Here is a 24,289-nt window from a genome sequence, read left to right as displayed (position 1 = left end):
TTATTAACATCTTAAGGCATAATGGCCCGTTCATTTTTGCTTTGTCTCAGATAATTGTTCTTTCTATGAAAGCATTCATTCAGTTTACATTAAGTTTAGTCGGTTTCGCCCTAATCACCGGGTGTGGTGAAGCGCTCGACCACGATAAAATTCGCCAAAAGGGGTTTGTCTATTGTGGCCAAGGTAGCCCCACGACATTTAATCCTCAATTGGTTGACAGTGGCATCACCACAGAAACACTGAGCCCGCAGATTTTTAATACCTTGTTGACGCTCGATTCTGAGAATTATCAACCAGTTCCTAGCTTGGCTAGCGATTGGACGGTCAATACTCAAGGTACCGAGTACACTTTCACCCTTCGTGACCATGTCCAATTCCAAACTACGGCGTGGTTTACCCCATCACGACCAATGAACGCGTCTGATGTGGTATTTAGCTTTCGTCGCATTCTGGATAAGACCAACCCATTTCACCATGTTGGTAACGGACTTTACCCTTGGTTTAGCGGGGTCGACTTTCAGAACTTAGTGATTGATGTGGTAGCACTTTCAGACAACCAAGTGCGATTTATCCTCAGCCGACCAGATAACAGTTTTCTATCCAATATTGCTACCAGCCACGCGGTTATCCACTCTAAACAGTATGCCAATCAACTTGAGCTAAGAGATGATAAAGGCATGCTAGACAGCCACCCTGTTGGTACCGGTCCTTTCTACCTTGCTGAATATCAAGTTAACGATTTAATTCGTCTAAAGCGGCATGATGGGTATTGGAAACCGGCTCCAAAAATGAATCAAGTCGTGTTCGATATTTCTCAGCGCGGCACTGGAACGTTAGCCAAATTACTACGCAAAGAGTGTGACGTATTGAATTCTCCGCTTTCTAGCCAGTTACCTGTGATCAATCAAGACAGTGACATTGAACTGATGGCCAAACCCGCAATGAATATTTCGTTTGTTGCGGTGAATACTTCTCATCCGGCCCTCAGCGATGCCAGAGTGAGAAAAGCACTCAATTATGCCATTAATCGACACAATATTCTTGACTCTGTTTACTATGGTACGGGGACTCAAGCTTATTCCGTTCTCCCTCCATCCTCATGGGCTTACCAAAAGGATGTAGTACAAATTCGATATGATCGTAACTATGCTTTAGCCCTGTTGCGCGACGCAGGTTTCAGTCAAGGATTAGAGCTTAGTATGTTAGTTCCCCTTGAACCGAGAGCCTATAATCCGAGCCCACGTAAAACCGCGGAGCTCATCCAAGCGAATTTTGCCGATATTGGCATTACCTTAAATCTCATCACAGAAGAGCGCTTTGATCGAAGCGACCGTGATAATAATATCGATCTGTTTTTAACCGGCTGGATTGCAAACACTGGAGATCCTGACAATTTCCTTCGACCTTTACTTTCATGTGATTCCAACCGCGTCGGGTTAAACGTCTCTAGCTGGTGCAACCCTGATTTCGATTTTTTGCTCGACCTTGCACTAGAAGTCGATAAACAGCGCTATCGACTTAACTTATATAAGCAAGCACAAAATATATTAAATCAAGAGTTTCCGGTCATCCCACTCAGCCATGGCATGCAACTGCAAGCTCAGCACCGATCTTTAACTGGCTTCAAGGTCAGCCCTTTCAATGTGCAACCTTTTGATAATGTCGAGAGGGTCAAATAATGCTGTTTTATAGTCTACGGAGATTCAACCTATTTATTATCACACTATTGATTCTGACCATGGTTGGTTTCAGTATTTTACGCCTTGAACCAGACTCGCATTGGGCTGTGCAAGACTTTTGGAACGGTTGGTTCTCCTATTTAGGCGAACTGATGCAACTCAACTTTGGCGTCACAAAAAATGGTGTGCCTATTGTTGAAGAATTGAAGACCGTCTTTCCTGCCACACTTGAACTTTGCTTACTCGCCTTTGTTATTTCGCTACTTATTGGCATTCCAATCGGCACCTTAGCTGGCATGAAACAAGGTAAGTGGATTGACACTGCTATCTCATTCACTTCAATGTCGGGTTATTCTGCTCCCCTGTTTTGGATTGCGTTGTTAATGATTATGGTGTTTTCACTTCACTTTGAAGTGTTTCCAGTAGCAGGTCGTTACGACTTGTTGTACCAAATTGAACATGTGACAGGATTTGCTTTGATCGATGCCTTTTTTGCCAGTGGTGAATACCGCGCCCACGCCTTGCAAAGCGTGATTGAGCACTTAATTTTGCCCTGCATGGTTCTGGCTTTGGCCCCCACCACTCAAGTGATTGGTTTGATGCGCGCATCAGTCTCTGAGGTCATGGGGCAAAACTATATTCGTGCCGCGCGAATCAAAGGTTTATCGACGCATGAGATAGTGACTCAACACGTACTGCGTAACGCTATTCCACCTATTATTCCAAAGATCGGCGTACAGCTGTCAAGTATGTTAACGCTAGCAATCATTACTGAGTCGATTTTTAACTGGCCTGGTATTGGCCGTTGGTTACTCGATGCGCTCTCAAACCAAGATTATGTTGCTATCCAAGCTGGGGTGATTGTTGTTGCCTCATTGGTTCTCACTGCTAATATTTTGTCTGATTTGATTGGCGCTATGGTCAACCCGCTAGTAAGGAAAGAGTGGTATGCTAACCGATAACGTTTATCAAGAAGATCACATTCCGACTCAGTTAGAGCGTTTTTGGCGCAGTTACCGATCTAATAACCTGGCGATGTTCGGGCTTTGGTGTTTAATCCTCGTGGTGTTGTTAACCTTGGTTTCACCTTGGATTACACCGCATGATCCTCAGGCCCAGTCAAGTGAACTCTTGCTGCCACCCTCTTGGAATCCGCAAGGTACCGTCGAGTATTTCCTCGGCACTGACGATCTCGGACGAGATATCTTATCGCGTTTGATTGATGGCTCTCGCTTCACATTCGGCGCTGCGCTGATTGTCACTCTGATTGCCACTGTGATTGGTTGCGCAATTGGGGTTCTTGCCGGTATGACCAAGGGCTTACTTTCTAGTACCCTCAACCACTTACTTGATACGGTAATGTCCATTCCATCGCTGCTCCTTGCGATCATCTTTGTCGCTTTTCTTGGCTTTGGCGAATTTAATATTTTGTTGGCTATCTGTTTAGCCTTAATTCCACGCTTTATTCGTTCCATTTATATCGCCATTCATGCCGAAGTCGAGAAAGACTACATCATGGCGGCGCGCCTCGATGGAGCGAACGATATTTATCTGCTGTGGCACTCGATTATTCCTAACATATTGGTGGTGATTGCCTCTGAAATCACCCTTGCACTCTCTATCGCCATTCTCGACATTACCGCACTCGGTTTTCTGGGTTTAGGCGCACAAGCTTCTAGCACGGAGTGGGGGGCAATCCTTGGTGGCTCTGTAGAGCTTATTTATCTCGCCCCTTGGACTGTAACTCTACCTGGTTTGGCAATTATGTTTACCGTTGTAGTCATCAACCTCGTTGGCGAAGGGGTTCGCCAAGCACTTAATGCGGGGACCGAATAATGCCGCTATTAGATATTCGCCATTTAACGATTGAAATTGAGACACCGCAAGGCATGATGAAGGCGGTCGATCGTATGAGTTTAACCCTCAACGAGGGCGAAATTCGTGGTCTGGTGGGTGAATCTGGCTCAGGTAAAAGTTTGGTAGCAAAAGCGATTGTCGGAGTATGTAAAGACAATTGGAAAGTGACTGCCGATCGGATGCGATTGGGCAATATCGACTTACTCCAATTGACGCCAAAAGAGCGCCGACGGGTAATCGCCCGTGACATCGCCATGATTTTTCAAGAACCATCCACCTGTTTAGATCCGTCCGATGAAGTGGGTAAGCAGCTTATTGAATCAATCCCTACCCGCTCTTTTGATGGCAAGTGGTGGCAGCGATTCAAATGGCGCAAAAAGCAAGCCGCCGCTCTGCTGCATAAAGTCGGCATTAAAAACCATCAACAAATCATGAGTAGTTATCCTTACGAACTGACTGATGGGGAATGCCAAAAGATCATGATTGCTATGGCGATTGCGACCAAGCCAAAGTTATTGATTGCTGATGAACCAACCAATGACCTTGACCCAATTACACAATCACAGATCTTACGTCTGTTGAGCCGAATGAATCAGGTCCATAACACCTCGATTTTGCTTATCGGTCATGACTTGAATACCATTACACAATGGGCAACGCGGATTACCGTGATGTATTGTGGCCAGTCGGTTGAATCGGCTGATACCCAAAAGATTCTGACCAAACCTAAACACCCTTATACCTTCGCGCTACTCAAAGCGATGCCAGATTTTAATCAATGGATACCACACAAAGAGAAACTGCACTCATTACCGGGGTCCATTCCCCCACTGCAGCACTTACCCATTGGCTGTCGTCTTGGTCCACGCTGTCCTTATGCGCAGCGTCAATGTGTCGAAATACCGCTAACCAGACGAATTAAAAACCATAAATTTGCCTGCCACTTCCCTCTCAACACGGAGAAGAAACAAGCATGAGTGCGCTATTAGAAGTCAACGATCTCTCTAAGTCTTTTGTGACTCGACCTGGGCTATTGCGCAAGAAAGTCCACCAAGCCGTCAAACCGGTCAGCTTCAGCTTAGAAGCTGGACAAACCATTGGCTTTATTGGTCAAAATGGTTCGGGGAAATCCACACTAGCGCGAATGCTCGCTGGGGTTGTAGAGCCAACCTCTGGCGAAATACGTGTTAATGGCGAACGTTTAGAACATCGCGACTATGAAACGCGCTGCAAGCTTATTCGGATGATTTTCCAAGACCCCAACACGTCATTGAACCCGCGTATTCAAATTGGCCAAATTCTTGATGGGCCTCTGAAACGAAATACCAGTATGCCTCCTCAAGCGCGCATTAAACGCATCAAAGAGACACTACTACGTGTTGGACTTCTACCTGAGCATGCCTACTTTTATCCGCAAATGTTAGCAACAGGACAAAAGCAGCGCGTTTGTTTGGCCCGCGCTCTGATTTTGCAACCCTCAATCATTGTGGCCGATGAAGCGCTTAATGGTCTTGATATGGCAATGCGTTCACAAATCATCAACCTGTTTTTAGAGCTTCAAGAAGAGATGGGGCTATCGTTTGTTTATGTCTCTCAGCACATTGGTATCATCAAACACATCACCGATAAAGTGATGGTGATGCACGAAGGTGATGTAGTAGAGAGCGGTGAAACTCATCAAGTTCTCACCTATCCTCAGCACCCAATCACTCAACGCTTGGTGGAAAGTCATTTTAATAAACTGGCCCGTTTCAGGTGATCGCAATGTGGCAGACAAGATTGGTTGGGTTTATCTCACTCTTGGCCGCCATCAATGCGTATGGTGATGGAAATCAAAAGACTTGGCTTGACCCTCAGTTTATCGAGACTGCTTTTATCAAGGTTGCACTGCGCAATGAATACTCTTCCGGCCAAAAACCTTTGGTTAAGTGGCGACAACCAATAAAAGTATGGGTTGAACATAAGGTTGGCGATCAAGCGCTACATGATCAACTCACTAACGCTCATATCCGTCATTTAGAACAAATCACTGGCCATTTGATACGTCGCGTCACTTCACCCGACCAAGCAAACGTCACTTGGATTTACACTCGTGAATCGAACTGGCGCCAAGATATTAAAACGCAGTTTGGTGCCTCGGCTCTTAAGCATGTCCATGGGGCGATCTGTAAAGCGGGCTATCAAGTCTCTGGCGACGGGGCTATTTTTCAAGCGGCGGTGATCATTCCCGTCGATCAAGCTCGGGAGCACGGTAAACTGCTCGCGTGTATTGTCGAAGAGATCACTCAAGTGCTTGGCCTCCCGAATGACTCTGAGTACGCTTACCCTTCCATCTTCAACGACGAAACCGCCGAAGATTTGCTCTCTCCGCTAGATGTTGTGTTGCTCAAACTTTTGTACGAGCCGCAACTCAAACCGGGGATGAATGAACAACAAGTGAGAGACGTTATCCGCCCATTAATACAGCGCTATAAAAAAGACGGCACTTTAAATAGTGCCGTCTCGATATCCACCAGCGGTGAACTGTTTCAACTGATCGGGTATTAACCTTTAAGCACCGCGCTTTCTTAGCTCAGATTCAAACTCATCTGGATAGAGCACCATGCCCTCTTCGTTGTCATTTGGAAACACAACAACTGCCAGTTCATCATCTTCCAAGCCACACGTCCAGCGGCTAAACCATTTTGCTGTCGAAATAGACTCAGCCGTGCAATGCTCCCACTCTCCGGTTGCCCATTGCAGAGCGAATTCTTGATGTGGCCATACAGGAACACAATCTTCATCTTCGGTATTCAGCATCACGCTGCCATGCTCATCGGTTAAAATCCATACCTTGCGCTGCTGCGCAATCTCTTTAATACAGAAGTTAAAACGTTCTTCTGGACGCATTTTATCGACCGACTCGATTTGCTCTTTCGTTAGTGGTTGTGACATAAGAACCCCCTAAATAAAACGCCCACGGTATAACCATGGGCGTTTAAAAATATCCATTGAAAACGACTTACGCCAGTTCAGCTTGTAGCCAAGGCCAGCCTTGTTTCTTACGGCTGAGTGTGTTTTCCATCATTAGCACGCCATCTTTCTCGTGCTTAACCAATTTGTCAGCCCACTCACCTTTGTAGAGTAGACGAGTTTGCGCCGTGGTGATATCGGTAAGCATTACCGCTGCAAACGCAAGACCTTGTTCAGCGCAGCGACGCTCAAGATCCGCTTCTAGCGCTTCGATCATGCCATCAACTTGTTCAAGTGTCGCTAGCTCTACCTGGCCGACAACAACGTCACGACCATTGAATAGATAGCCTTTTAAGTCTTTCTCCACTAACTCAGCAGCAGACAAGCCTTCGATGTTAGTTTTAGCAATCAGGAGATCTTTAATGAAAGTATCAAGATCAGTGACACCTGCGATTTCAGCCAGTTCAGCAACAGCATCTTTATCTTTTTGAGTACACGTTGGTGAAGCAAAACCAACGGTATCAGATAGGATTGCAGACATCATAAGCTTCGCGATTTGCGGTTTGATCTCATGGCCTTCGATTTTGAACATGTTGAATAACACTGTATTAGTACAGCCTACAGGCCAGATCCAAGCTTCCATTGGGTTAACTGTCATCACATCCCCAAGACGGTGATGGTCAACAATACCAAGAATTTCAGCATCCGCCACATCATCAGGAGCCTGGGCTAAATCTGAGTAGTCAACCAACCAGATTTTTTCACCCGCAACTGAAGTACGTAACTCAGGTACTTGTGCGTCAGCGACTTCAAGAATATGTTGAGTTTCACGGTTAATTTCACCTTGGCGAATCGGCTTTGCTTCCACACCACGCGCAGTTAGTAGCTCAGTTGCAACCAGTGCACTACAGATACTATCGCTATCAGGGTTCTTGTGACCTACAACTAGAATCATCTTTTTTCCTATCTGACTTTATTTCTACCCAACTTGGGCAATTACTCACAAAGTTAATATTTTACCCTTTTTTAGCCATTTGTCATCGGCTGCCAAAGAAAATTTCGGTATAAGCCCAACCTTATAACTCAACAAGCCCGAGTTATTGTTGAAAATAATTCTCATTACCATATAATGATAATGATTCCCATTTGCAATGGTGCGCATTATGAACAGTACCACGCCCCAGTTCGAACGCCTAGTTTGGCTGAATTTCGCTCAATTTAGATTGACCTATAAACGCTTGCTGCTACCTATCAGTCTAATAGTATTACTACTCGCTGAAGCGACACGAGAGATAGTGTTAACGTCACTATCCGATGCTTTTTGGGCAGTTGCAAGTTATGTGGCCTTAACTCTGGCACTCTACCACTACCTGTCACGCTTCTTTAGCGGGCAACATTACCTGGTGACTATGTATCATCGTTCTCGCCACTATCAAGTGATGTTTGCCGCGCTACTTGGGGCGCTTCCTGGTTGTGGCGGCGCGATCATTGTGACAACGCAGTTTGTCAGTGGTCGGGTCGGTTTTGGCGCTTTGGTAGCAGTGTTGACTTCAACCATGGGTGATGCAGCATTTCTTTTACTCGCGAGTCAGCCTGATATTGGTATCTTGGTTATTGCCATTGGGATTGTGGTCGGTTGCCTTAGTGGTTGGGCTATCAATGCAATACACAAAGACGACTTTTTAAGGCCAGCACAGACTCACCAGTCCTTCCGAGCGCGATGCTGTCGTAATCGAGATCGCCATATCGAGCAAACGGCGATAAATCTACAAGGCACCTTTTGGAAGTGGCTGCTTGTGCCCACGACGCTTATCGCTAGCGTCAATACTTTCCAAGTTGATGTAAACCAATTGCTCACATTACCACAGCAAAGTATCGAATGGCTTGGCGCTATATTGATTATTATCAGTATGCTACTTTGGTCTGTGACAAAAGAAATTAATGACTATGAGTCGACGGTAGCAGAAGACCATAAAACGACGGCATCCCATCCAATGCAAAAGGCTGCCCAAGACACCAATTTTGTTACCGCTTGGGTCATCGTTGCGTTTATTGCATTTGAACTGATCACTTTCACCGCAAATATTGATGTAAGCACAACGCTAGCAAACTGCGGAGCTTGGATGCCGCTGATGGGGCTTGCGATTGGCCTCCTGCCAGGATGTGGACCGCAAATATTGGTCACTAGTCTTTATCTCTCAGGCGTTGCCCCCCTTTCAGCACAACTCGCCAATGCCATTTCAAACGATGGAGACGCACTGTTTCCTGCTATTGCTTTAGCCCCTAAAGCGGCGCTAGTCGCGAGTTTATACTCAGCCCTGCCCGCACTTTTAGTCGGTTATAGCTACTACTTCTTATTTGAACGATGAGAGTCAAAGACAACAAAAAGCGCCCTTTTAGAGGGCGCAAATGAGGAGGGAGTGGCTAAAAATCGTGTTACGCGACTTTTTTCGTTGTAGATTTATCATTGGTTTTTGTTGTTTTTCTATCTGCAAAGAACTCTTCATGCAGAGCAAAAATCGCTTGCTGATACTCTTTATCACTGACAACAAACTGAACATTGACATTACGCATTGATGAGTGCAGCGCAACCGGTGTAATCTCCTGATTCAGTAAGGCAAACACCCCTTGAGCCAGCGCCTTATTGGTATCAATTTGCGCTCCGATGGCTGAAATCAATGCCACCATTCGACCTTTGATTTCTGCATTTGGGTACTTTTTCTCAGCCTTGTACAGCACTTTATTGAGGTTCTCGCTACTGCCACCCAAGTAATAAGTGATAGAGTTAGCGTTCATCTCTTTACCAATCAGACTGACGTTCGCATCAGAAATAATTTCCATCAGATCGTAGCTCACGTTATCAACGTTACCGACCATACCCTGGTCGAATAAATGCAGCGCGAACACTTTTTCTTTACCAGCGATAATCTCAATTTTGTCGGCACTCGACTGGTAATCATTTGAGATTAACGTACCCGAATGATCCGGCTCAAAGGTATTTTTAATCTGCAGCTCAATATTTTTATCACGCAGGCCTGCAGCTGCATTAGGGTGAATAGCCTCCATCCCCAAGTTGGCGAGCTGATCGGCAACATCATAATTGGTTTGACCAATAGGCAGAACTTTCTCTGGGCCAACCACGCGGGGGTCAGCCGAGCTTAGATGATATTCTTTGTGAATAATCGCCAAGTCAGCCCCCGTAATAGCGGCAATGCGGCTAAAAGTAATTTCACTATAGCCTCGGTCATAAGTTGACATCAAGCCTTCGGAGCATGACGCATATCCAGTCACAATCGGGAGTTCTTTGGTCACGTCAATGTCAGAAAATGCATCTCGAATACTCTCATCTAAATTCTTTGGCGTGGTGGTGGTCCACCCTGACAAATCAACAAATCGTGCATTTAGACCAATATTTTTCAGTTTCAACACAGTGTTAAACGCACTGTGTGCTTCACCGATCGAGGCTAAAAACTCTCGGATTTGCGGCAGGTAATGACGCAACGAGAACTGGCCATATTCACATGTTTCAAGAATATTGGAGATACAGTTTTTCGCTTCAGCGATACGCGAGCGAATAAACTTATCGGCGCGATGACGGCTCATCGGGTCAGCAAACATATGTTCATTAGTTAATAACATTCGTTGCTCTAAATAGGACAGCGCTTCTTGCCAACGGTCATCGCGTTTTGCGATCAGTTGATACACTCCAGGCTTACTGGTTTTTTTACACTCAAGGAGTGAATCGGTCATACCGCCGTAAGCCGACACGACGAAGACTCGGTTATATCGTTTCTCAGGGGCGGGACGCAGAATAATATTATCGAGAACAGCATCAAATGCTGTCATTGAAGTACCGCCGATTTTCTCTACGGTATAAGTCATATAAGAACCTTTTGGGTTTCTAAATGTGGGTTTATGGCAAATGAGTGGGGCAATTAGCCCCACTGAATTTCAGCTAGGCATTTAAACTAGTCGATGAGTGGATAAACACCATTGTCATCGTGCACTTCCTGCCCCGTGATAGGCGGATTGAATACACACGCCATAACCATTGGGGTATCTTTGTAGGCACGCAGGTAGTGTTCATCATGTTGATCTAAGATATACAGAGTACCCGGTTTAATTGGGTATGTTTCACCACCAACGATTTCAATTTCACCTTCACCACTCACGCAATAAACGGATTCAAGGTGATTTTTATAGTGTATGTGCGTTTGGGTATTTTCATAAATCGTCGTGATATGAAATGAAAAACCCATGTTGTCATCTTTAAGCAACATGCGAACACTTTCCCATGTCTCGGCGACGACTCTACGCTCACTGTTACGACACTCGTCTAATGTTCTGACTATCATCTGTTATCCTTACTCTATGATGCTTTTTTGATGTGCTTAGCGGCAACTTGACCGACTGACTTTTCAAAGATTGCCAGACCATCTTCCAGCTCTGATTCCGTGATGGTAAGTGGACAGAAGAACTTCACAACTTCGTCATTCGGCCCTGCCGTTTCAATCACCATGCCATTGTTAAAACAGGCGGTTGTGATTTCATCCGAGATATCGCCATCATGACATTCAACGCCAATCATCATCCCGCGGCCTTTTTGCTGTAAAAACAGTTCAGGGTAGCGTTTGATGTTTCGTTGAATCACGTCACTGACCTTATCGGCACACAATCCGATATGAGATTCGAATTGGTCATCAGCCCAATAGGTCTCTAACGCCTTGGCCGCCGTGACAAAAGCGTGGTTGTTACCGCGGAATGTCCCGTTATGCTCACCAGGCTTCCATTTATCAAGCTCTGGCTTAAGTAAAACCACTGCCATTGGTAAACCGTAACCACCTATTGACTTCGAAAGTGTGACGAGATCAGGCGTGATACCTGCAGGTTCGAAACTGAAGAAGGTACCTGTACGGCCACAACCTGCCTGAATATCATCAACAATCATTAAAATATCATGCTGATCACAGATTTTCCGTAGTCGTTGCAACCATTGATTAGAAGCCGCATTTAATCCACCTTCGCCTTGAACGGTTTCGAGTAGAACAGCAGCAGGTTTGTCGATACCAGAAGAATTGTCATCTAGCATGGTTTCAAACAATTTTAAGCCGTCGATATCGGCATAGCCTTCAAATGGAATTCGGGTGACATTGTTTAGACTGACTCCCGCCCCCTGACGGTGGTGTTGGTTACCTGTTGCGGCTAAAGCGCCAGCAGTGCAACCATGGAATCCATTAGTGAAAGCAACAATAGATTCTCGACCTTTCACTTTACGTGCCAGTTTAAGTGCCGCTTCGACAGCATTGGTTCCTGTCGGGCCAGTAAACTGGACTATATAGTCAAGGTCACGTGGCGCCAGAATGTAGTTCTTAAGCGCAGTCAGAAAGCCAGCTTTTGCTTGCGAGTGCATATCTAATCCATGGGTGATCCCATCCATTTCGATATAATCGAGCAAAGCGAGTTTTAATACAGGGTTATTGTGGCCGTAGTTCAGTGAACCAGCACCAGCTAGGAAATCAAGATAGCGTTCACCTTGTTCTGTCTCAAGCCAGCAGCCTTTGGCTTTATTAAAGACCACTGGAAAACTGTTTGAATAAGAGCGAACTTTTGATTCCTGCTTTTTAAAAATATCCATGATGATACCGTTTCTAACTCCTGATTATTGATTTTGGTTTAGTGGGATACGATACAAATATTCACTATCGTGCTTCCCTTTGAAATGTTGATGTTCATCGAGAAATTTACTTACTTCGCCATCGAGGCCTTGTTGTTGTTCGAGCTTGTTAAATAGCGCCCAAGATGCCTGGTTGTCTTTAGTAATGGTGGTTTCTATCGCCGTTATATGGCTTAAGTTATTGCGTTCAAGCAACGATGACAGCATGGTAAATGCCAGCCCTTGGCCACGAAAATCACGTCCGATAGCCACTTGCCAAACAAAGAGCGTTTCAGGTTGTTGAGGTTTTAAATAAGCGGAAATAAATCCAGCAACCTGCCCCTCTTTTTTAGCGATAACACAGGTATTACTAAAGTGAGTTGACTGAAGAAAGTTACAGTACGAAGAATTGACATCTAACGGCGGGCAATCCGCAATTAATTGTGCAACGCCATCGCCATCTTCAGCACAAGGCTGAGAGAGTTCACACTCTGATTGAAGCGTATCCTGTATCTCAGGGTAGATAACCCAAGGTGCTGAAGAAATCATATATAAAAACATTTCCTTTGAACTCTAAGCAATTCTTGTATTTAATATCCGCTAAACTCCACTTAAAAATCAAATTCAATTCGGTTACATAGGCAAAAAATGTGACGATACTCACATAAAATACGCAAATATTGCTTAGTGGCCTAAATATATCGTTACTGTGAATTCAGACATGCTACAGTTAGCGCCCGCGCGTTTCTGGCGAGCTTAATTGTCAAGATAACGTATTAAACCGATAACAGATTTGTTAAAGTTTATCTTGAACAAACAAATAGATATATGGACGCGGATATGCGATTTTGGATAACTTTCACCTCTTTGCTGTGGGCTGTTTTCAGTACACCGAGTTTGGCTGAGCAAACAGCCTATTCAGATTCGGAACTACTCGACCGACCCTTAATGGAACGCTACATTCTTGATGAGTTAAAAGCGCTGCGCCAAGACCAGCAAGACTTAGAGCGTAGACTAATCGTGCAAATTACCGACCGAGAACTTAGCGTCGCTGATAAGTCGCTCAATTATGCTAACGTAACCGTGACTTATTTCTTCTACATCATTGCAGGTGTTGCTTCACTGATTGCTTTAGTCGGTTGGCAGTCATTACGTGAATTCAAAAACAACACCACAGAGATGGCCGATAAACGTCTTGACTCAATCGCAACTGTGTATGAAAAGAAATTTGGTGCTCTTGAAAGAGATCTGAAACGCAAGACACATATTATTAGTGAAAACAATAAAGAAATAGAAAAAATCAATGAGATCCACAACCTGTGGCTGAGGGCGCAAAGTATGCCTACCCCAGAGCAGAGAATGGATGTTTTTGATGAGATTTTAAGCATTAGGCCAGGTGATCTTGAAGCTTTGACCTATAAGGCTGATGCGGCAATGGAAATTAGAGAATATCACTGGGCGCTCAGCTTATGTAACCGTGTTTTGGAGCTTGATACCAGCAATGGTCCGGCGCTTTATCAACGAGCTTGTGCCTATTCACGTCTTGGCGTTGAAGAGCAAGCGATTGAAGATCTGGAAAAAGCGATGGAAGCTAGCCCGTCGATTAGCGATCTCATTGATACAGAGCCCGACCTAGAAGGTCTGCACGGTAATCCACGATTTGATGCCTTGATTCCAGTTCATAATGAGTAGCATTGACTCCATTAAAAAAGCCCATTTAACAATGGGCTTTTTCGTCATTCAAACTCATCAATGAGGGTTATTTATGGCGCTCTTTGAGTTTGTTCACCACATCATTCATCGACAAACCTTGGTCTTGTAATAACACCATTAAATGGTAAATCAAGTCAGCAGATTCACAGACTAACTCCGCTTTATCACCCGACGTCGCCGCAAGCGCGACTTCAACACCTTCTTCACCCACTTTCTGCGAAATACGCTTGGTGCCACGAGCATAAAGACTGGCGGTATATGAGGAGTCTGGATCGGCACTCTTGCGGGCAGCCAATAGCTGCTCAAGCTGATGAAGCCACACCATTTGTGACTCTTGTTGAGCATCACCATCCCAACAGCTGGTGCTACCTGTATGGCAAGTAGGACCAATGGGATTCACTTTCACCAACAACGTATCGTTATCACAATCAAGTGACATATTCACCAGTTGCAATACGTTACCCGAGGTTTCTCCTTTAGTCCAAAGGCGTTGTTTAGTCCGAGAAAAAAACGTCACTTGACCTGTTTCCCCTGTTTTCGACAACGCGTCTTTATTCATATACCCCATCATCAGCACTTGGCTTGACTGGTAATCTTGTACAATGGCAGGAACCTGACCATCCACCTTGACCCAATCGATTCGCTCGGATAGCACACTTACTTCGGCGGCTTTTAAACTCATAGTCGCACCTCAATCCCTTGCTGTTTTAAATACTGTTTTAGCTCACCAATATTGATGACTTGTTTATGAAACACCGACGCTGCTAATGCACCATCAACATTGGCTCGCTGGTAAGCCTCGGTAAAATGCTCCATCGCTCCTGCACCACCAGACGCGATGAGCGGCACGTGGCACACCTCTCGAACCATATTGAGTTGCTGAATATCGTAGCCGTTACGAACGCCATCTTGGTTCATCATGTTTAACACGATTTCTCCAGCACCACGTTTTTGCACTTCCTTAACCCAATCACATGTTTCCCATTGAGTTGCTTTGGTTCGTTGTTCGTCGCCAGTAAACTGATACACCTGATATTTACTCGTTTCTTTATCATAGTAAGAGTCGATACCAACAACGATACATTGAACGCCAAATTTGTCGGCTAGATCGGTAATCAATTGCGGATTCGCTAGTGCTGGCGAATTAATCGAAACCTTATCCGCACCAAACTCTAGAATACGCGCTGCGTCTTGTGCTGATTTAATGCCACCAGCCACACAGAACGGGATATCAATGACCTCTGCAACGCGCGCAACCCAGCTTTTATCAACAACACGACCATCACTGGATGCCGTGATGTCGTAAAAAACCAACTCATCTGCGCCTTCCTCAGCATAACGCTGGGCCAAAGGAACAATGTCACCGATAATTTCATGGTTACGAAACTGAACGCCCTTCACCACTTGCCCATCACGGACATCAAGACACGGAACTATTCGCTTTGCCAACATGCAAATGCCTCCTGTGCAGTGAACTTACCATCAAGTAACGCGCGACCAACGATCACCCCTGCAACACCGCTGCCTTTCAAGGCTTCGATATCAGCGAGCGAACCAATGCCACCGGAAGATTGAAACTCAACTTGTGGGTACTGTTTACATAGGTCAACGTAAAGTTCTACGTTTGAACCTTCTAACGTGCCATCACGAGAAATATCAGTACAAAGTACGTGGGTTAAACCCACCGTGAGGAAATTGTCGATCAGTGCTTCAATCGTAATGCCTGAATCTTCTTGCCAGCCAGAAATAGCAACGTTACGAGTACCATTTTGGTCAATATTAATGTCCAGCGCTAAAACAATCTTGTCTGCGCCGTACTTTTCCATCCAACTTTTAACAAGCTCGGGTTGTTTTACCGCAGTAGAGCCGACCACAACACGCTGAGCTCCTGCTTCTAACAGATCAACCACATCTTGCTCTGTACGCACTCCGCCACCAATTTGGATGTTGGCTGGCGTACTCGCTAAAAGCGTTGCAATAAGATCCAGCTGTCGCGCTGATGTATCTTTTGCGCCGGTTAAATCAACCAAATGCAGCCAATTTGCTCCCGCTTGGTGATACAAATTAAATTGTTCTGCCGGGTCAACTTTATATTCTGTTACTTGGCCATAATCACCTTGATAAAGGCGGACCACCTGTCCTTCAATTAAATCGAGAGCTGGAATAATCACATTAAATCCCTTTTATAATTCTAAGAAGTTTTGCATCAGCTTCGCGCCCGCTTTTGAAGAACGCTCGGGGTGAAATTGCACACCGTAGTAGTTGCCACTTTGCAAGGCTGCCGTGAATGGTTGGCCATACTCACACTGAGCAATGGTATAACGACCAACAGGCATGGCAAAACTGTGGACAAAGTAGAAATACTCACCCTGTTCAATGTCCTTGAAAAGTGGATTGCCTTCTTTAGCCGAGACCGTATTCCACCCCATATGTGGCAGCGGTAAACCTCCAGTTTGCAATCGCTTTACTTCACCATCACACAAACCTAAGCAATCAACTTGCTCATCCGCTTTCTGACCTTTTTCTTGCGACACTTTGCCAAGCAATTGCATACCTAAGCAAATACCAAGTAACGGTTTTTCGACTTGTTTAACGAGCTCAATGAGATCACGTTCTGCAAGATTTTTCATCGCCTCGCTGGCAGTACCAACGCCGGGCAGGAACAGTTTGTCAGCGCCGAGTACCACTTGCGGCTGTTTTGAAATGGTGACTTGATAGCCTAAACGTTGGATAGCAAATTTGACCGAAGAAACGTTGGCACAACCAGTATCAATAATTACAATTTTTTGCTCTGTCATAGTTCCGCCCCGCTACAGCACGCCTTTACTGCTTGGCAACTCAGTGCCTTCCACTTTGATTGCCTGACGCAATGTCCGACCAAACGCTTTAAACAAACTTTCAATAATGTGGTGGTCGTTGTCACCAGCAGACGATAAGTGCAAAGTACAAGCCAATGTATCGGTCAGAGAGCGGAAAAAGTGCACGACCATCTCTGTTGACAAGTCGCCGACTTGCTCACGACTGAACTTAGCATCAAATTTCAGATAAGGACGGCCTGATAAATCAAGCGCACATTGAGCCAAACACTCATCCATAGGCAAACTGAAACCAAAACGACCAATACCGCGTTTATCACCCAGCGCTTGTTTTAAAGCTTGACCAAGCGCCAAAGCAGTATCTTCAATAGTGTGGTGATCATCGATATGCAAATCGCCTTCGACCTGGCAAACCATTTGAAAGCCGCCGTGAGTCGCAATTTGGTCTAACATATGATCAAAGAAGCCTAGGCCTGTAGAAATCTTATTGCCGCCTTGCTCATCTAAATTAACCTTGACGCGTATGTCGGTCTCTTTAGTGGTTCGCACCACTTCAGCAATACGCGCTGTTACGGTCAAATCCTTGAGGATTTGTGGCCAATTCATCGTATCAGGGTGATACTGTATACCACGAATCGCCATATTTTCGGCCAACTGCAGATCCGTGACACGGTCACCGATAACCACTGAATGCTGAAAATCAACTTTACCGCCTTGCAGATACTCTTTGACCATGCCTAGCTTGGGTTTACGACAGGCACAGTTATCTTGTTCAAAGTGTGGACAAATAAGAACGTCATCAAATTTAACTCCCTGCGACTCGAAGATCTCCATCATCATATTATGCGGTGCATCGAAGTCTTGTTGTGGGTAGCTGTCTGTTCCTAGACCATCTTGGTTGGTAACCATAACCAGGCGATAACCCGCATCTTGTAGAGCTAAAAGGCATGGAATGACCAATGGCTCTAATGTGAGTTTATCTAAGCGATCGACTTGAAAATCAACTGGTGGCTCGACAATCAACGTGCCATCACGATCAATAAATAAGATTTTTTGTTGTTTACTCACTCGAACTTCCTTATTTCAAATTGGTTAGCACTGAGAAACATCGTCAGTGCCAAAGATTCTTTTTAGCTGTAATAATTTCTAATGAAGCCGAGTGTTTTCTCACACTCGTCTCGGCTGCCAACGCTGATCCGAACGCAATCTTCAATAGGCGAATTACGCAGAATAATCCCTTGCTCCCACGCCGCTTTAAACAAAGCATCGCCATCAGGAAATTTAACCAATAGGTAGTTACCCCACCCTTCAAAAACTTGCAAGCCAGGGATCATCATCAGCCCAACTTGTAAGTAAGCGCGATTGGCATTGAGATCCAATACTTGAAATTTCGTACGGGCTAAACCGGCCTCAGACAGGGCTTGAATGGCAATCTCCGCCACAGGAACAGGCACAGGATATGGCGCAATAACCTTCAACAAGACGTTTATCAGTTGTTGATTTGCTAAAGTAAATCCACAACGCAACCCTGCAAGCGCGAACGCTTTCGACAACGTGCGTAAAATGGCAAGATTTGGATACTGTGCGAGTAAATTAACTGTTGATGCCTCAGGGCAGAAGTCGATATAGGCTTCGTCCATTACGACGATGGCGCGATTTTTGGTCATTTCAAGCAAAGAGACAATGTCTTCGCGCTTTACCAAGTTCCCCGTTGGGTTATTCGGAGAACAGACAAAAACCAGTTTTACATCATCGAGATTCGATTCGATACTGGCGAGATCCAGTTGCCAATCGGCCGTTAATGGTATGGTTTTACGTTCAACACCGAACGTTTCAGCGCTGATGGCATACATGCCATAGGTGGGAGGACAGTAGAGAATCGCATCTTGGCCTGGCTCACAAAACGCTCGGATCAGCAGTTCGATCCCTTCATCAGCGCCTCGAGAAGTTAAAGTCTGCTCAGGCAATACTCCTGCATAAGCCGCATAGGCTTCGATCAGCGCTTTAGGTTGGCACTCGCTGTAACGATTTAAACGCGCAAAATCGGTTTTATATTCATTCGCAAAAGGCGATTCATTGGCATTGAGCCACACATCACCACTACCACCAATGCGGCGTGCAGAAAGGTAAGGTGTCAACTGTTGTACTTGTTTGCGTGCTAGCTTTTCCATCTCATTCAATCCTTACGCATTCTCTTGGGCGGCAAGTTTCTCAATGCGGATCGTCACGGCTCGTTTGTGCGCATCAAGCCCTTCCGCTTCTGCCATCGTCACTACCGTAGAGGCAAGGTTTTTCAGCCCTTGTTGCGTCAGCTCTTGCACCGTCATCCGTTTAGAGAAATCCGCTAACCCTAAGCTTGAGTAAGTGCGCGTATAACCATAGGTAGGCAGTACGTGGTTGGTACCTGATGCGTAATCACCCGCAGATTCTGGCGACCAATCACCGAGGAAAATCGACCCGGCATTATCGAGAAGAGGTAGTAGTTCACGCGGGTTTTTGGTCTGGACAATCAGGTGCTCAGGGCCATAGTAGTTTGAGATCGCTACCGACTGAGTGATAGACTCCGCGATAATAATCAGACTTGAGGCCAAGGCTTGCTGGGCAATATCTGCGCGCGAAAGTAGTTTCAGCTGACGTTGAACCGCATCGGTCACCTGATCAGCAATAATTGGTGATGGCGTGACTAACACCACTTGCGAGTCTGGCCCGTGTTCGGCTTGGCTGAGTAAATCGGCTGCAATAAAGTCCGCATCGGCGGTTTCATCGGCAAGCACTAGAACTTCAGAAGGCCCCGCCGGCATATCAATCGCAGCGCCGCGAAAATCGTTACTGACCTGACGTTTTGCTTCTGTGACGTACGCATTACCAGGGCCATAAATTTTATCGACTTTCGCCACGGTTTCGGTCCCGTAGGCCATAGACGCAATGGCTTGAGCCCCGCCAACATTATACACTTCATCAATGCCGCACAGTTTTGCGACATAGAGAATTTCATCAGCAATCGGTGGCGGTGAACACAACACTACTTTGCGACATCCAGCAATTTTCGCCGGAACCCCAAGCATCAATACGGTTGATGGCAGTGGAGCACTTCCCCCAGGGATATAGAGGCCAACTTTCTGAATCGCACGAGTTACTTGTTCGCACATCACGCCCGGTTGAGTCTCGACCTTGATCGGCTGTGGTTTTTGCGCCTTGTGGAACTTAGCAATATTGTCATACGCTTGTTCAAGCGCTTGCTTCATCTTGGTGGATAAACGCAAACACGCTTCGTCTATCTCGGTACTTGAAACTCGAATCGATTGCGGCCTTACGCCATCAAATTTTTCAGTTAACGCAAGCAACGCCGAGTCGCCATCTTGACGAACTTGACCCATCAAATCGGCCACTGCCGCCGTAATATTTGCGCCTTGCATGATTGCTGGACGCTCAAGGATCGACGCTTGCTGCGATTCACTTAATGATTGCCAAACTACCGTTCTCATCGCAGTTACCCCATCATTTTTTCAATTGGTAGGACTAGAATCGAACTCGCCCCTAGCTCTTTTAACTGTTCCATGGTTTCCCAAAATAAATTTTCGGTACTGACAAGATGAATGGCGACTTTTTCTTGCTCACTCGACAAAGGCAAAACGGTTGGGTCTTCCGCACCCGGCAGCAGTGCTTTAATTTGTTCAAGCTTGCTCACTGGCGCGTGTAACATGATGTATTTAGATTCTTTTGCCTGCTGAACGCCTTGCATGCGAGTAAGTAGTTTTTCAATCAACGCGGTCTTGTCTGCATCAAACTCACCCAGTCGCTGGATTAGCGTGGCTTTTGATTCAAAAATCACTTCGGCTTCTTTGAGACCGTTAGCTTCCAAAGTTGCACCGGTAGAGACTAAGTCTGCAATCGCATCCGCTAGGCCGGCTCGCGGCGCCACTTCGACAGAGCCCGTCAACATACAAGTCGAAAATTGCACGCCTTGTTTATCCATGTAGGCTTTTAGTAATTGTGGATAGGTCGTGGCAATTCGCTTACCAGCCAAATCTTGAGGGCCCTGGTACTCTTCATCTTTATCCAATGCGATGGAGAGTCGGCAACCACCAAAATCTAAACGGCGCAGTGAAACATATTCGCTTGGCTCTCCAAGCGCTTTACGATCAAGGCGAACTTCTTCTAGCTCGTTCTCACCAATGAACCCCAAGTCAACCACACCATCCATAATCAGACCCGGAATGTCGTCATCTCGCACTAATAGCAGATCGATGGGCATGTTCTCAGCGTGGACGACCAAACGCTCACCCATTACATTGAACTTCACACCACACTGTTTAAGCAGAGCTTGGCTCTCTTTACTTAGGCGGCCTTTCTTTTGGATGGCGATTCTTAAGCGTTGTGTCTGCATAACTTTATCCCTGTGCAAATTTTTCAAATATGTAATTTTTAAACTGTAAAACTAAAAAACCCTCGGAAGAATGTATCTCCCGAGGGTTCTAAATCTTGTCATTTGCGATTTTAGCCTCCGGGAGTTTCCTATCTCCCGGGTATGCGCGCATCTCCCGAAAGACTAGATTGGGTGATGATGGTGATGAATGTTCATTCCGATTGGGCGCATAGTTAATAAGCTCTTCAGTTTCGCTTGGTTGATATCCACACTAACTAAGGCGGACATTTTTTTCAACTATTTATTTAAACTTTTTGCCTTTTGTATATAACAAATAAAAAGGGAGCTTACGCTCCCTTTTTACACGACTGAATGACAATAGATTAGGCGTCGCTACACACCGCCATTTTTGATTTAGAGAGCACCGAAAGCAGTACACAAACCGCAATAAAGCACACCGTTGCAGCCGCAAAAGAGATCGCGACTGAAGCCGTCATACCCAAGGTAATGAAGCCAATACACGATACAACCGCGACCGACAAAGCATAAGGTAGCTGAGTGGCAACGTGATCGATGTGATTACAACGCGCCCCCGTTGACGACAAAATGGTGGTATCTGAAATTGGTGAACAGTGATCACCAAATACCGAACCGGCAAGCACCGCACTCAACATTGGCAGCATCAGAGCCAAATCAGTTGCGCCCGCCATGTCGCCAGCGATAGGAAGCATAATCCCAAATGTTCCCCATGAAGTACCGGTCGAGAACGCCATCAAACCGGACAATAAGAACAAGATCACCGGTAACCAGTGTGGGTTAATATTCCCCTGAACGAGTGATGATAGGTATTTACCCGTGTTCATGTCACCAATAACCGAACCGATTGTCCATGCGAAGACAAGAATTAAAATCGCACCGAACATAGATTTTGCACCAATCCACAACGTGCGTGTGATCTCGTTTGTGGCAATTCCTTGTTTGATCACCGTAAATAGTGCAACCGCCAAGCCAACTAAACCACCGTAGATCAGTGACATACCAACATCAGTATTTTCAAACGCGCCGAGTAGATCAAATTGATGACCATCTACGGCCAATGCTTGACCACCGGTGTAAAGCATTGAAGCGATAGTCGCGACAATAAGAAAAACAATCGGTAACACTAGGTCTGAAACTTTACCGCCTTCGCTCTCAACAATATCAAGCTCTTCATTAAGTTCATGAGCTTGTTGGTCATCATCAGCTTGTTCTTTGGCAAAGCCATGACCGCGCGAAGCGGCGATCTCATGGTCGCGCATTTTACCAATATCTAGCCCAAACCATGCCACAGCAAAGACCATCAATAGAGCAAAAATGGCGTAGAAGTTCATCGGGATCAATCGAACATACGCGCCAAGTGCAGAGTACTCAGTGATACCGTGAGAAACTAAGATACCACCGATGATCGTCATGATGTATGCACCCCAGCTTGATGCTGGCATGATCACACACATAGGCGCTGCAGTAGAATCGAGAATATACGCGAGTTTAGCTCGTGATACATAAAAACGGTCAGTGACCGGACGAGAGATCGCCCCCACCGCTAAACTGTTAAAATAATCATCGACGAAGATAAACACGCCAAGAAACGCAGCCAAAAGCTTTGAACCTCGCTTACTTTTAACGCGAGTTTGTGCCCATTCGGCAAAGGCACGAGTACCGCCTGACAATGTCAATAAAGCGGTCATCATACCAAGCAGAATAAGGAAGCCGACAATACTCATGTTCCAAGTGTTAATACCACCGTCTTCAATAAAAACACTCGAAACGGTCGTGCCAACGTAGCCAGCAGCATTAGTTAGCGAGTAGTCGTTGAGCAAAGCCGCGCCCAGTGCGATACCAACACCAAGTGAAACCAGCACGCGGCGAGTAATGATAGCTAAACTCAAAGCCACAAGTGGTGGCAAAAGAGATAAAGGAGATGATGCAAAATCAATTAAATTCATGATCTTCAAAAACCAGTAATAAATGGTTAGAGATCTACTGCAGACTAATTGCAGGAAGTGATTTCCAAACAATTAAGTTGAAATAAGCGGTAGGTAAGCGAATGCTTTACCCAGCCCTACAGTAGCGCTCCATAGTTTAACAAATTATAGACTATGGCAGTGTTACCCCTTTCGAGTGTAACCCCAGCAAGCACCTTTGATAGGGATACTCACTTCGGCGAAATAACCTTTCCTGCTTGTTCATTGGCATCACCCCAACAAACATTACTTATTTATTCCGCGCCTCTACCGCGAGTGATGAAGTTTTAAACTACTGTAAAAGCAACTTAACAATAATTTAACCATCATATCGCATTAGGTTGCGTTCATTGTACTTAACTCAGCACTCGATTCAACAGATTATTCCAAGTTTTATTGTTAATTTTATGATTCAATCGTTTAATCCGTGACTGAATATCTTTTGAATACTCATCCAGTTCAATAACAGCTCCTACCTTCAAATGAGTGACTAAATTCACTATTTTTAATGCTATGATCTCCATCGCAATAACAGAGGTATAAGTTAAATCTTACAATATATGCTAGGCTACTCATATAATGCTATTTATAATATAGGTTACACATTTCTATGAAGCGGATGGAATGCAATTACCTATTTTCTAGCTTAACGACGAACTTTGCATGGAATATAGTCGTTGTGTGTTTATCTTTCTTCAACAAACATGATTATTTTGTGTAAATTTATCTCTATTGGATTGTATTATTAAAAATAGAGGTTTATGATTCCTCCATCGACAACTTATATATGAAGAGATGAATAAATGTCGGAACTAACAAAAACACTATTAAATATTCGTAGCCTACGTGCATTTGCTCGTGACCTGACTCTAGAGCAGCTTGAAGAAGCACTTGATAAATTAACGACTGTGGTTGCTGAGCGTAAAGAAGCTGAAGAAGCTGAGCGCGCCGCTGCCGCTGAGCAAGAAGCGAAACTGGCTGCCATCGCAGAGCAAATTTCTAAAGATGGAATTGATGTAGAAGCGCTAATTTCTGCTCTGGCTGGAGAGTCAAAAACCAAAAGCAAGGCAAAAACAAAACGCGCTCCTCGCCCAGCTAAATATAAATATGTGGATGCTTCAGGTGCAGAAAAAACATGGACAGGTCAAGGCCGTACGCCATCATCAATCCAAGAGCAATTAGACGCAGGTAAGTCACTCGACGATTTCCTAATCTAACTGTTTTTATTGTTTAAAAAGCGCCTAAATGGC

At 45.2% G+C, this 24,289-nt stretch carries 24 protein-coding genes, 1 riboswitch and 1 other annotated feature; of the genes, 9 read left to right on the top strand and 15 right to left on the bottom strand.

The genetic code is table 11. The features are described 5' to 3' along the window. The first annotated feature begins 65 nt into the window (after window positions 1–65). From CDZ87_RS07920 to CDZ87_RS07895, 6 genes are read left to right on the top strand one after another with little or no spacing between them, the layout of a single operon-like run. Window positions 66–1,679 carry an ABC transporter substrate-binding protein gene (locus tag CDZ87_RS07920; protein WP_100753052.1) on the top strand — a complete coding sequence of 538 codons (1,614 nt, stop codon included), beginning with the start codon at window positions 66–68 and terminating at the stop codon, window positions 1,677–1,679. Beyond that, entirely contained in the window at window positions 1,679–2,641 is a 963-nt protein-coding gene (locus tag CDZ87_RS07915; protein ID WP_100753051.1) for an ABC transporter permease, read from the top strand. The genes CDZ87_RS07920 and CDZ87_RS07915 overlap by 1 nt, the downstream gene beginning before the upstream one ends. Then, window positions 2,628–3,515 (top strand): ABC transporter permease subunit, encoded by an 888-nt coding sequence (locus tag CDZ87_RS07910; RefSeq protein WP_100753050.1) that lies wholly within the window; start codon window positions 2,628–2,630, stop codon window positions 3,513–3,515. The genes CDZ87_RS07915 and CDZ87_RS07910 overlap by 14 nt, the downstream gene beginning before the upstream one ends. Beyond that, window positions 3,515–4,513, top strand: coding sequence for a peptide ABC transporter ATP-binding protein (locus CDZ87_RS07905; RefSeq protein ID WP_100753049.1), 999 nt, complete (start codon window positions 3,515–3,517; stop codon window positions 4,511–4,513). The genes CDZ87_RS07910 and CDZ87_RS07905 overlap by 1 nt, the downstream gene beginning before the upstream one ends. After that, window positions 4,510–5,295, top strand: a complete 786-nt coding sequence (locus tag CDZ87_RS07900) for a peptide ABC transporter ATP-binding protein (RefSeq protein WP_100753048.1) — start codon at window positions 4,510–4,512, stop codon at window positions 5,293–5,295. Before CDZ87_RS07905 ends, CDZ87_RS07900 begins: the two co-directional genes overlap by 4 nt. 5 nt (window positions 5,296–5,300) lie before the next feature. Further along, window positions 5,301–6,083, top strand: a complete 783-nt coding sequence (locus CDZ87_RS07895; protein ID WP_100753047.1) for a DUF2927 domain-containing protein — start codon at window positions 5,301–5,303, stop codon at window positions 6,081–6,083. A gap of 3 nt (window positions 6,084–6,086) precedes the next feature. Here CDZ87_RS07895 and CDZ87_RS07890 read toward each other — a convergent pair whose 3' ends face one another. Together CDZ87_RS07890 and CDZ87_RS07885 are read right to left on the bottom strand one after the other, a co-directional pair. Next, on the bottom strand, window positions 6,087–6,470 hold the full coding sequence (locus tag CDZ87_RS07890) for a DUF2750 domain-containing protein (RefSeq protein ID WP_100753046.1): 384 nt from the start codon (window positions 6,468–6,470) through the stop codon (window positions 6,087–6,089). Between the two features lie 67 nt (window positions 6,471–6,537). Next, entirely contained in the window at window positions 6,538–7,443 is a 906-nt protein-coding gene (locus CDZ87_RS07885; RefSeq protein ID WP_100753045.1) for a manganese-dependent inorganic pyrophosphatase, read from the bottom strand. Between the two features lie 208 nt (window positions 7,444–7,651). On the opposite strand from CDZ87_RS07885, the gene CDZ87_RS07880 reads away from it, so the two are divergent. Then, window positions 7,652–8,857, top strand: coding sequence for a putative manganese transporter (locus CDZ87_RS07880; RefSeq protein WP_100753044.1), 1,206 nt, complete (start codon window positions 7,652–7,654; stop codon window positions 8,855–8,857). Window positions 8,858–8,924: 67 nt separating this feature from the next. On the opposite strand, the gene CDZ87_RS07875 is transcribed toward CDZ87_RS07880, so the two are convergent. The 4 genes from CDZ87_RS07875 to ectA form a co-directional block, all read right to left on the bottom strand. Then, complete coding sequence (locus CDZ87_RS07875; RefSeq protein ID WP_100753043.1) at window positions 8,925–10,370, bottom strand: aspartate kinase; 1,446 nt, start codon at window positions 10,368–10,370, stop codon at window positions 8,925–8,927. An 86-nt stretch (window positions 10,371–10,456) separates the two neighbouring features. Beyond that, window positions 10,457–10,843, bottom strand: a complete 387-nt coding sequence (locus tag CDZ87_RS07870; RefSeq protein WP_100753042.1) for an ectoine synthase — start codon at window positions 10,841–10,843, stop codon at window positions 10,457–10,459. Window positions 10,844–10,857: 14 nt separating this feature from the next. Further along, complete coding sequence (gene ectB, locus CDZ87_RS07865; RefSeq protein WP_100753041.1) at window positions 10,858–12,123, bottom strand: diaminobutyrate--2-oxoglutarate transaminase; 1,266 nt, start codon at window positions 12,121–12,123, stop codon at window positions 10,858–10,860. 24 nt (window positions 12,124–12,147) lie between these two features. Continuing rightward, complete coding sequence (ectA, locus tag CDZ87_RS07860; RefSeq protein WP_245834672.1) at window positions 12,148–12,690, bottom strand: diaminobutyrate acetyltransferase; 543 nt, start codon at window positions 12,688–12,690, stop codon at window positions 12,148–12,150. A 291-nt stretch (window positions 12,691–12,981) separates the two neighbouring features. Between ectA and CDZ87_RS07855 the strand changes: the two genes are divergently transcribed. Continuing rightward, entirely contained in the window at window positions 12,982–13,833 is an 852-nt protein-coding gene (locus tag CDZ87_RS07855) for a tetratricopeptide repeat protein (protein ID WP_100753039.1), read from the top strand. A 67-nt stretch (window positions 13,834–13,900) separates the two neighbouring features. Here CDZ87_RS07855 and hisIE read toward each other — a convergent pair whose 3' ends face one another. From hisIE to CDZ87_RS07810, 9 genes are all read right to left on the bottom strand, one after another. Continuing rightward, window positions 13,901–14,536, bottom strand: coding sequence for a bifunctional phosphoribosyl-AMP cyclohydrolase/phosphoribosyl-ATP diphosphatase HisIE (gene hisIE / locus CDZ87_RS07850; protein ID WP_100753038.1), 636 nt, complete (start codon window positions 14,534–14,536; stop codon window positions 13,901–13,903). Continuing rightward, window positions 14,533–15,306: an imidazole glycerol phosphate synthase subunit HisF gene (gene hisF / locus CDZ87_RS07845; protein ID WP_100753037.1), complete on the bottom strand. Its 774-nt coding sequence runs from the start codon at window positions 15,304–15,306 to the stop codon at window positions 14,533–14,535. The genes hisIE and hisF overlap by 4 nt, the downstream gene beginning before the upstream one ends. Then, a complete protein-coding gene (gene hisA, locus CDZ87_RS07840) occupies window positions 15,288–16,025 on the bottom strand; it encodes a 1-(5-phosphoribosyl)-5-[(5-phosphoribosylamino)methylideneamino]imidazole-4-carboxamide isomerase (protein ID WP_100753036.1) in 738 nt (245 codons plus the stop codon). Before hisA ends, hisF begins: the two co-directional genes overlap by 19 nt. A gap of 12 nt (window positions 16,026–16,037) precedes the next feature. Then, window positions 16,038–16,652: an imidazole glycerol phosphate synthase subunit HisH gene (gene hisH / locus CDZ87_RS07835; RefSeq protein WP_100753035.1), complete on the bottom strand. Its 615-nt coding sequence runs from the start codon at window positions 16,650–16,652 to the stop codon at window positions 16,038–16,040. A gap of 12 nt (window positions 16,653–16,664) precedes the next feature. Next, window positions 16,665–17,738, bottom strand: coding sequence for a bifunctional histidinol-phosphatase/imidazoleglycerol-phosphate dehydratase HisB (gene hisB, locus CDZ87_RS07830; protein WP_100753034.1), 1,074 nt, complete (start codon window positions 17,736–17,738; stop codon window positions 16,665–16,667). A 62-nt stretch (window positions 17,739–17,800) separates the two neighbouring features. Then, window positions 17,801–18,841 (bottom strand): histidinol-phosphate transaminase, encoded by a 1,041-nt coding sequence (gene hisC / locus CDZ87_RS07825; RefSeq protein ID WP_100753033.1) that lies wholly within the window; start codon window positions 18,839–18,841, stop codon window positions 17,801–17,803. A 12-nt stretch (window positions 18,842–18,853) separates the two neighbouring features. Continuing rightward, a complete protein-coding gene (gene hisD / locus CDZ87_RS07820) occupies window positions 18,854–20,155 on the bottom strand; it encodes a histidinol dehydrogenase (RefSeq protein ID WP_100753032.1) in 1,302 nt (433 codons plus the stop codon). A gap of 5 nt (window positions 20,156–20,160) precedes the next feature. Then, window positions 20,161–21,057 (bottom strand): ATP phosphoribosyltransferase, encoded by an 897-nt coding sequence (hisG, locus tag CDZ87_RS07815; RefSeq protein ID WP_100753031.1) that lies wholly within the window; start codon window positions 21,055–21,057, stop codon window positions 20,161–20,163. 50 nt (window positions 21,058–21,107) lie between these two features. Next, window positions 21,108–21,244, bottom strand: a sequence feature (His leader region). A 175-nt stretch (window positions 21,245–21,419) separates the two neighbouring features. Then, window positions 21,420–23,021, bottom strand: coding sequence for a Na+/H+ antiporter NhaC family protein (locus CDZ87_RS07810; RefSeq protein ID WP_100753030.1), 1,602 nt, complete (start codon window positions 23,019–23,021; stop codon window positions 21,420–21,422). A 114-nt stretch (window positions 23,022–23,135) separates the two neighbouring features. Beyond that, window positions 23,136–23,317: riboswitch (Lysine riboswitch) on the bottom strand. Between the two features lie 525 nt (window positions 23,318–23,842). Here CDZ87_RS07810 and CDZ87_RS07805 point away from each other — a divergent pair. Beyond that, window positions 23,843–24,256, top strand: coding sequence for an H-NS family histone-like protein (locus CDZ87_RS07805; RefSeq protein ID WP_100753029.1), 414 nt, complete (start codon window positions 23,843–23,845; stop codon window positions 24,254–24,256). Window positions 24,257–24,289: the final 33 nt, after the last annotated feature.

The organism is Vibrio salilacus (assembly GCF_002811245.1).
Lineage (GTDB): Bacteria > Pseudomonadota > Gammaproteobacteria > Enterobacterales > Vibrionaceae > Vibrio > Vibrio salilacus.
The sequence above is the reverse complement of the archived record's forward strand: the minus strand, read 5'-3'. Positions and strand labels throughout refer to the sequence as shown.

Coding starts and splice junctions, on each gene's coding strand:
- CDZ87_RS07890 (WP_100753046.1), bottom strand. CDS start 6,470: ATGTCACAACCACTAACGAAAGAGCAAATCGAGTCGGTCGATAAAATG.
- hisH (WP_100753035.1), bottom strand. CDS start 16,652: ATGACAGAGCAAAAAATTGTAATTATTGATACTGGTTGTGCCAACGTT.
- hisG (WP_100753031.1), bottom strand. CDS start 21,057: ATGCAGACACAACGCTTAAGAATCGCCATCCAAAAGAAAGGCCGCCTA.
- CDZ87_RS07870 (WP_100753042.1), bottom strand. CDS start 10,843: ATGATAGTCAGAACATTAGACGAGTGTCGTAACAGTGAGCGTAGAGTC.
- CDZ87_RS07805 (WP_100753029.1), top strand. CDS start 23,843: ATGTCGGAACTAACAAAAACACTATTAAATATTCGTAGCCTACGTGCA.
- CDZ87_RS07910 (WP_100753050.1), top strand. CDS start 2,628: ATGCTAACCGATAACGTTTATCAAGAAGATCACATTCCGACTCAGTTA.
- ectB (WP_100753041.1), bottom strand. CDS start 12,123: ATGGATATTTTTAAAAAGCAGGAATCAAAAGTTCGCTCTTATTCAAAC.
- hisC (WP_100753033.1), bottom strand. CDS start 18,841: ATGGAAAAGCTAGCACGCAAACAAGTACAACAGTTGACACCTTACCTT.
- CDZ87_RS07875 (WP_100753043.1), bottom strand. CDS start 10,370: ATGACTTATACCGTAGAGAAAATCGGCGGTACTTCAATGACAGCATTT.
- CDZ87_RS07880 (WP_100753044.1), top strand. CDS start 7,652: ATGAACAGTACCACGCCCCAGTTCGAACGCCTAGTTTGGCTGAATTTC.
- hisD (WP_100753032.1), bottom strand. CDS start 20,155: ATGAGAACGGTAGTTTGGCAATCATTAAGTGAATCGCAGCAAGCGTCG.
- CDZ87_RS07895 (WP_100753047.1), top strand. CDS start 5,301: ATGTGGCAGACAAGATTGGTTGGGTTTATCTCACTCTTGGCCGCCATC.
- ectA (WP_245834672.1), bottom strand. CDS start 12,690: ATGATTTCTTCAGCACCTTGGGTTATCTACCCTGAGATACAGGATACG.
- CDZ87_RS07905 (WP_100753049.1), top strand. CDS start 3,515: ATGCCGCTATTAGATATTCGCCATTTAACGATTGAAATTGAGACACCG.
- CDZ87_RS07915 (WP_100753051.1), top strand. CDS start 1,679: ATGCTGTTTTATAGTCTACGGAGATTCAACCTATTTATTATCACACTA.
- CDZ87_RS07900 (WP_100753048.1), top strand. CDS start 4,510: ATGAGTGCGCTATTAGAAGTCAACGATCTCTCTAAGTCTTTTGTGACT.
- hisIE (WP_100753038.1), bottom strand. CDS start 14,536: ATGAGTTTAAAAGCCGCCGAAGTAAGTGTGCTATCCGAGCGAATCGAT.
- CDZ87_RS07885 (WP_100753045.1), bottom strand. CDS start 7,443: ATGATTCTAGTTGTAGGTCACAAGAACCCTGATAGCGATAGTATCTGT.
- CDZ87_RS07810 (WP_100753030.1), bottom strand. CDS start 23,021: ATGAATTTAATTGATTTTGCATCATCTCCTTTATCTCTTTTGCCACCA.
- hisF (WP_100753037.1), bottom strand. CDS start 15,306: ATGTTGGCAAAGCGAATAGTTCCGTGTCTTGATGTCCGTGATGGGCAA.
- CDZ87_RS07920 (WP_100753052.1), top strand. CDS start 66: ATGAAAGCATTCATTCAGTTTACATTAAGTTTAGTCGGTTTCGCCCTA.
- CDZ87_RS07855 (WP_100753039.1), top strand. CDS start 12,982: ATGCGATTTTGGATAACTTTCACCTCTTTGCTGTGGGCTGTTTTCAGT.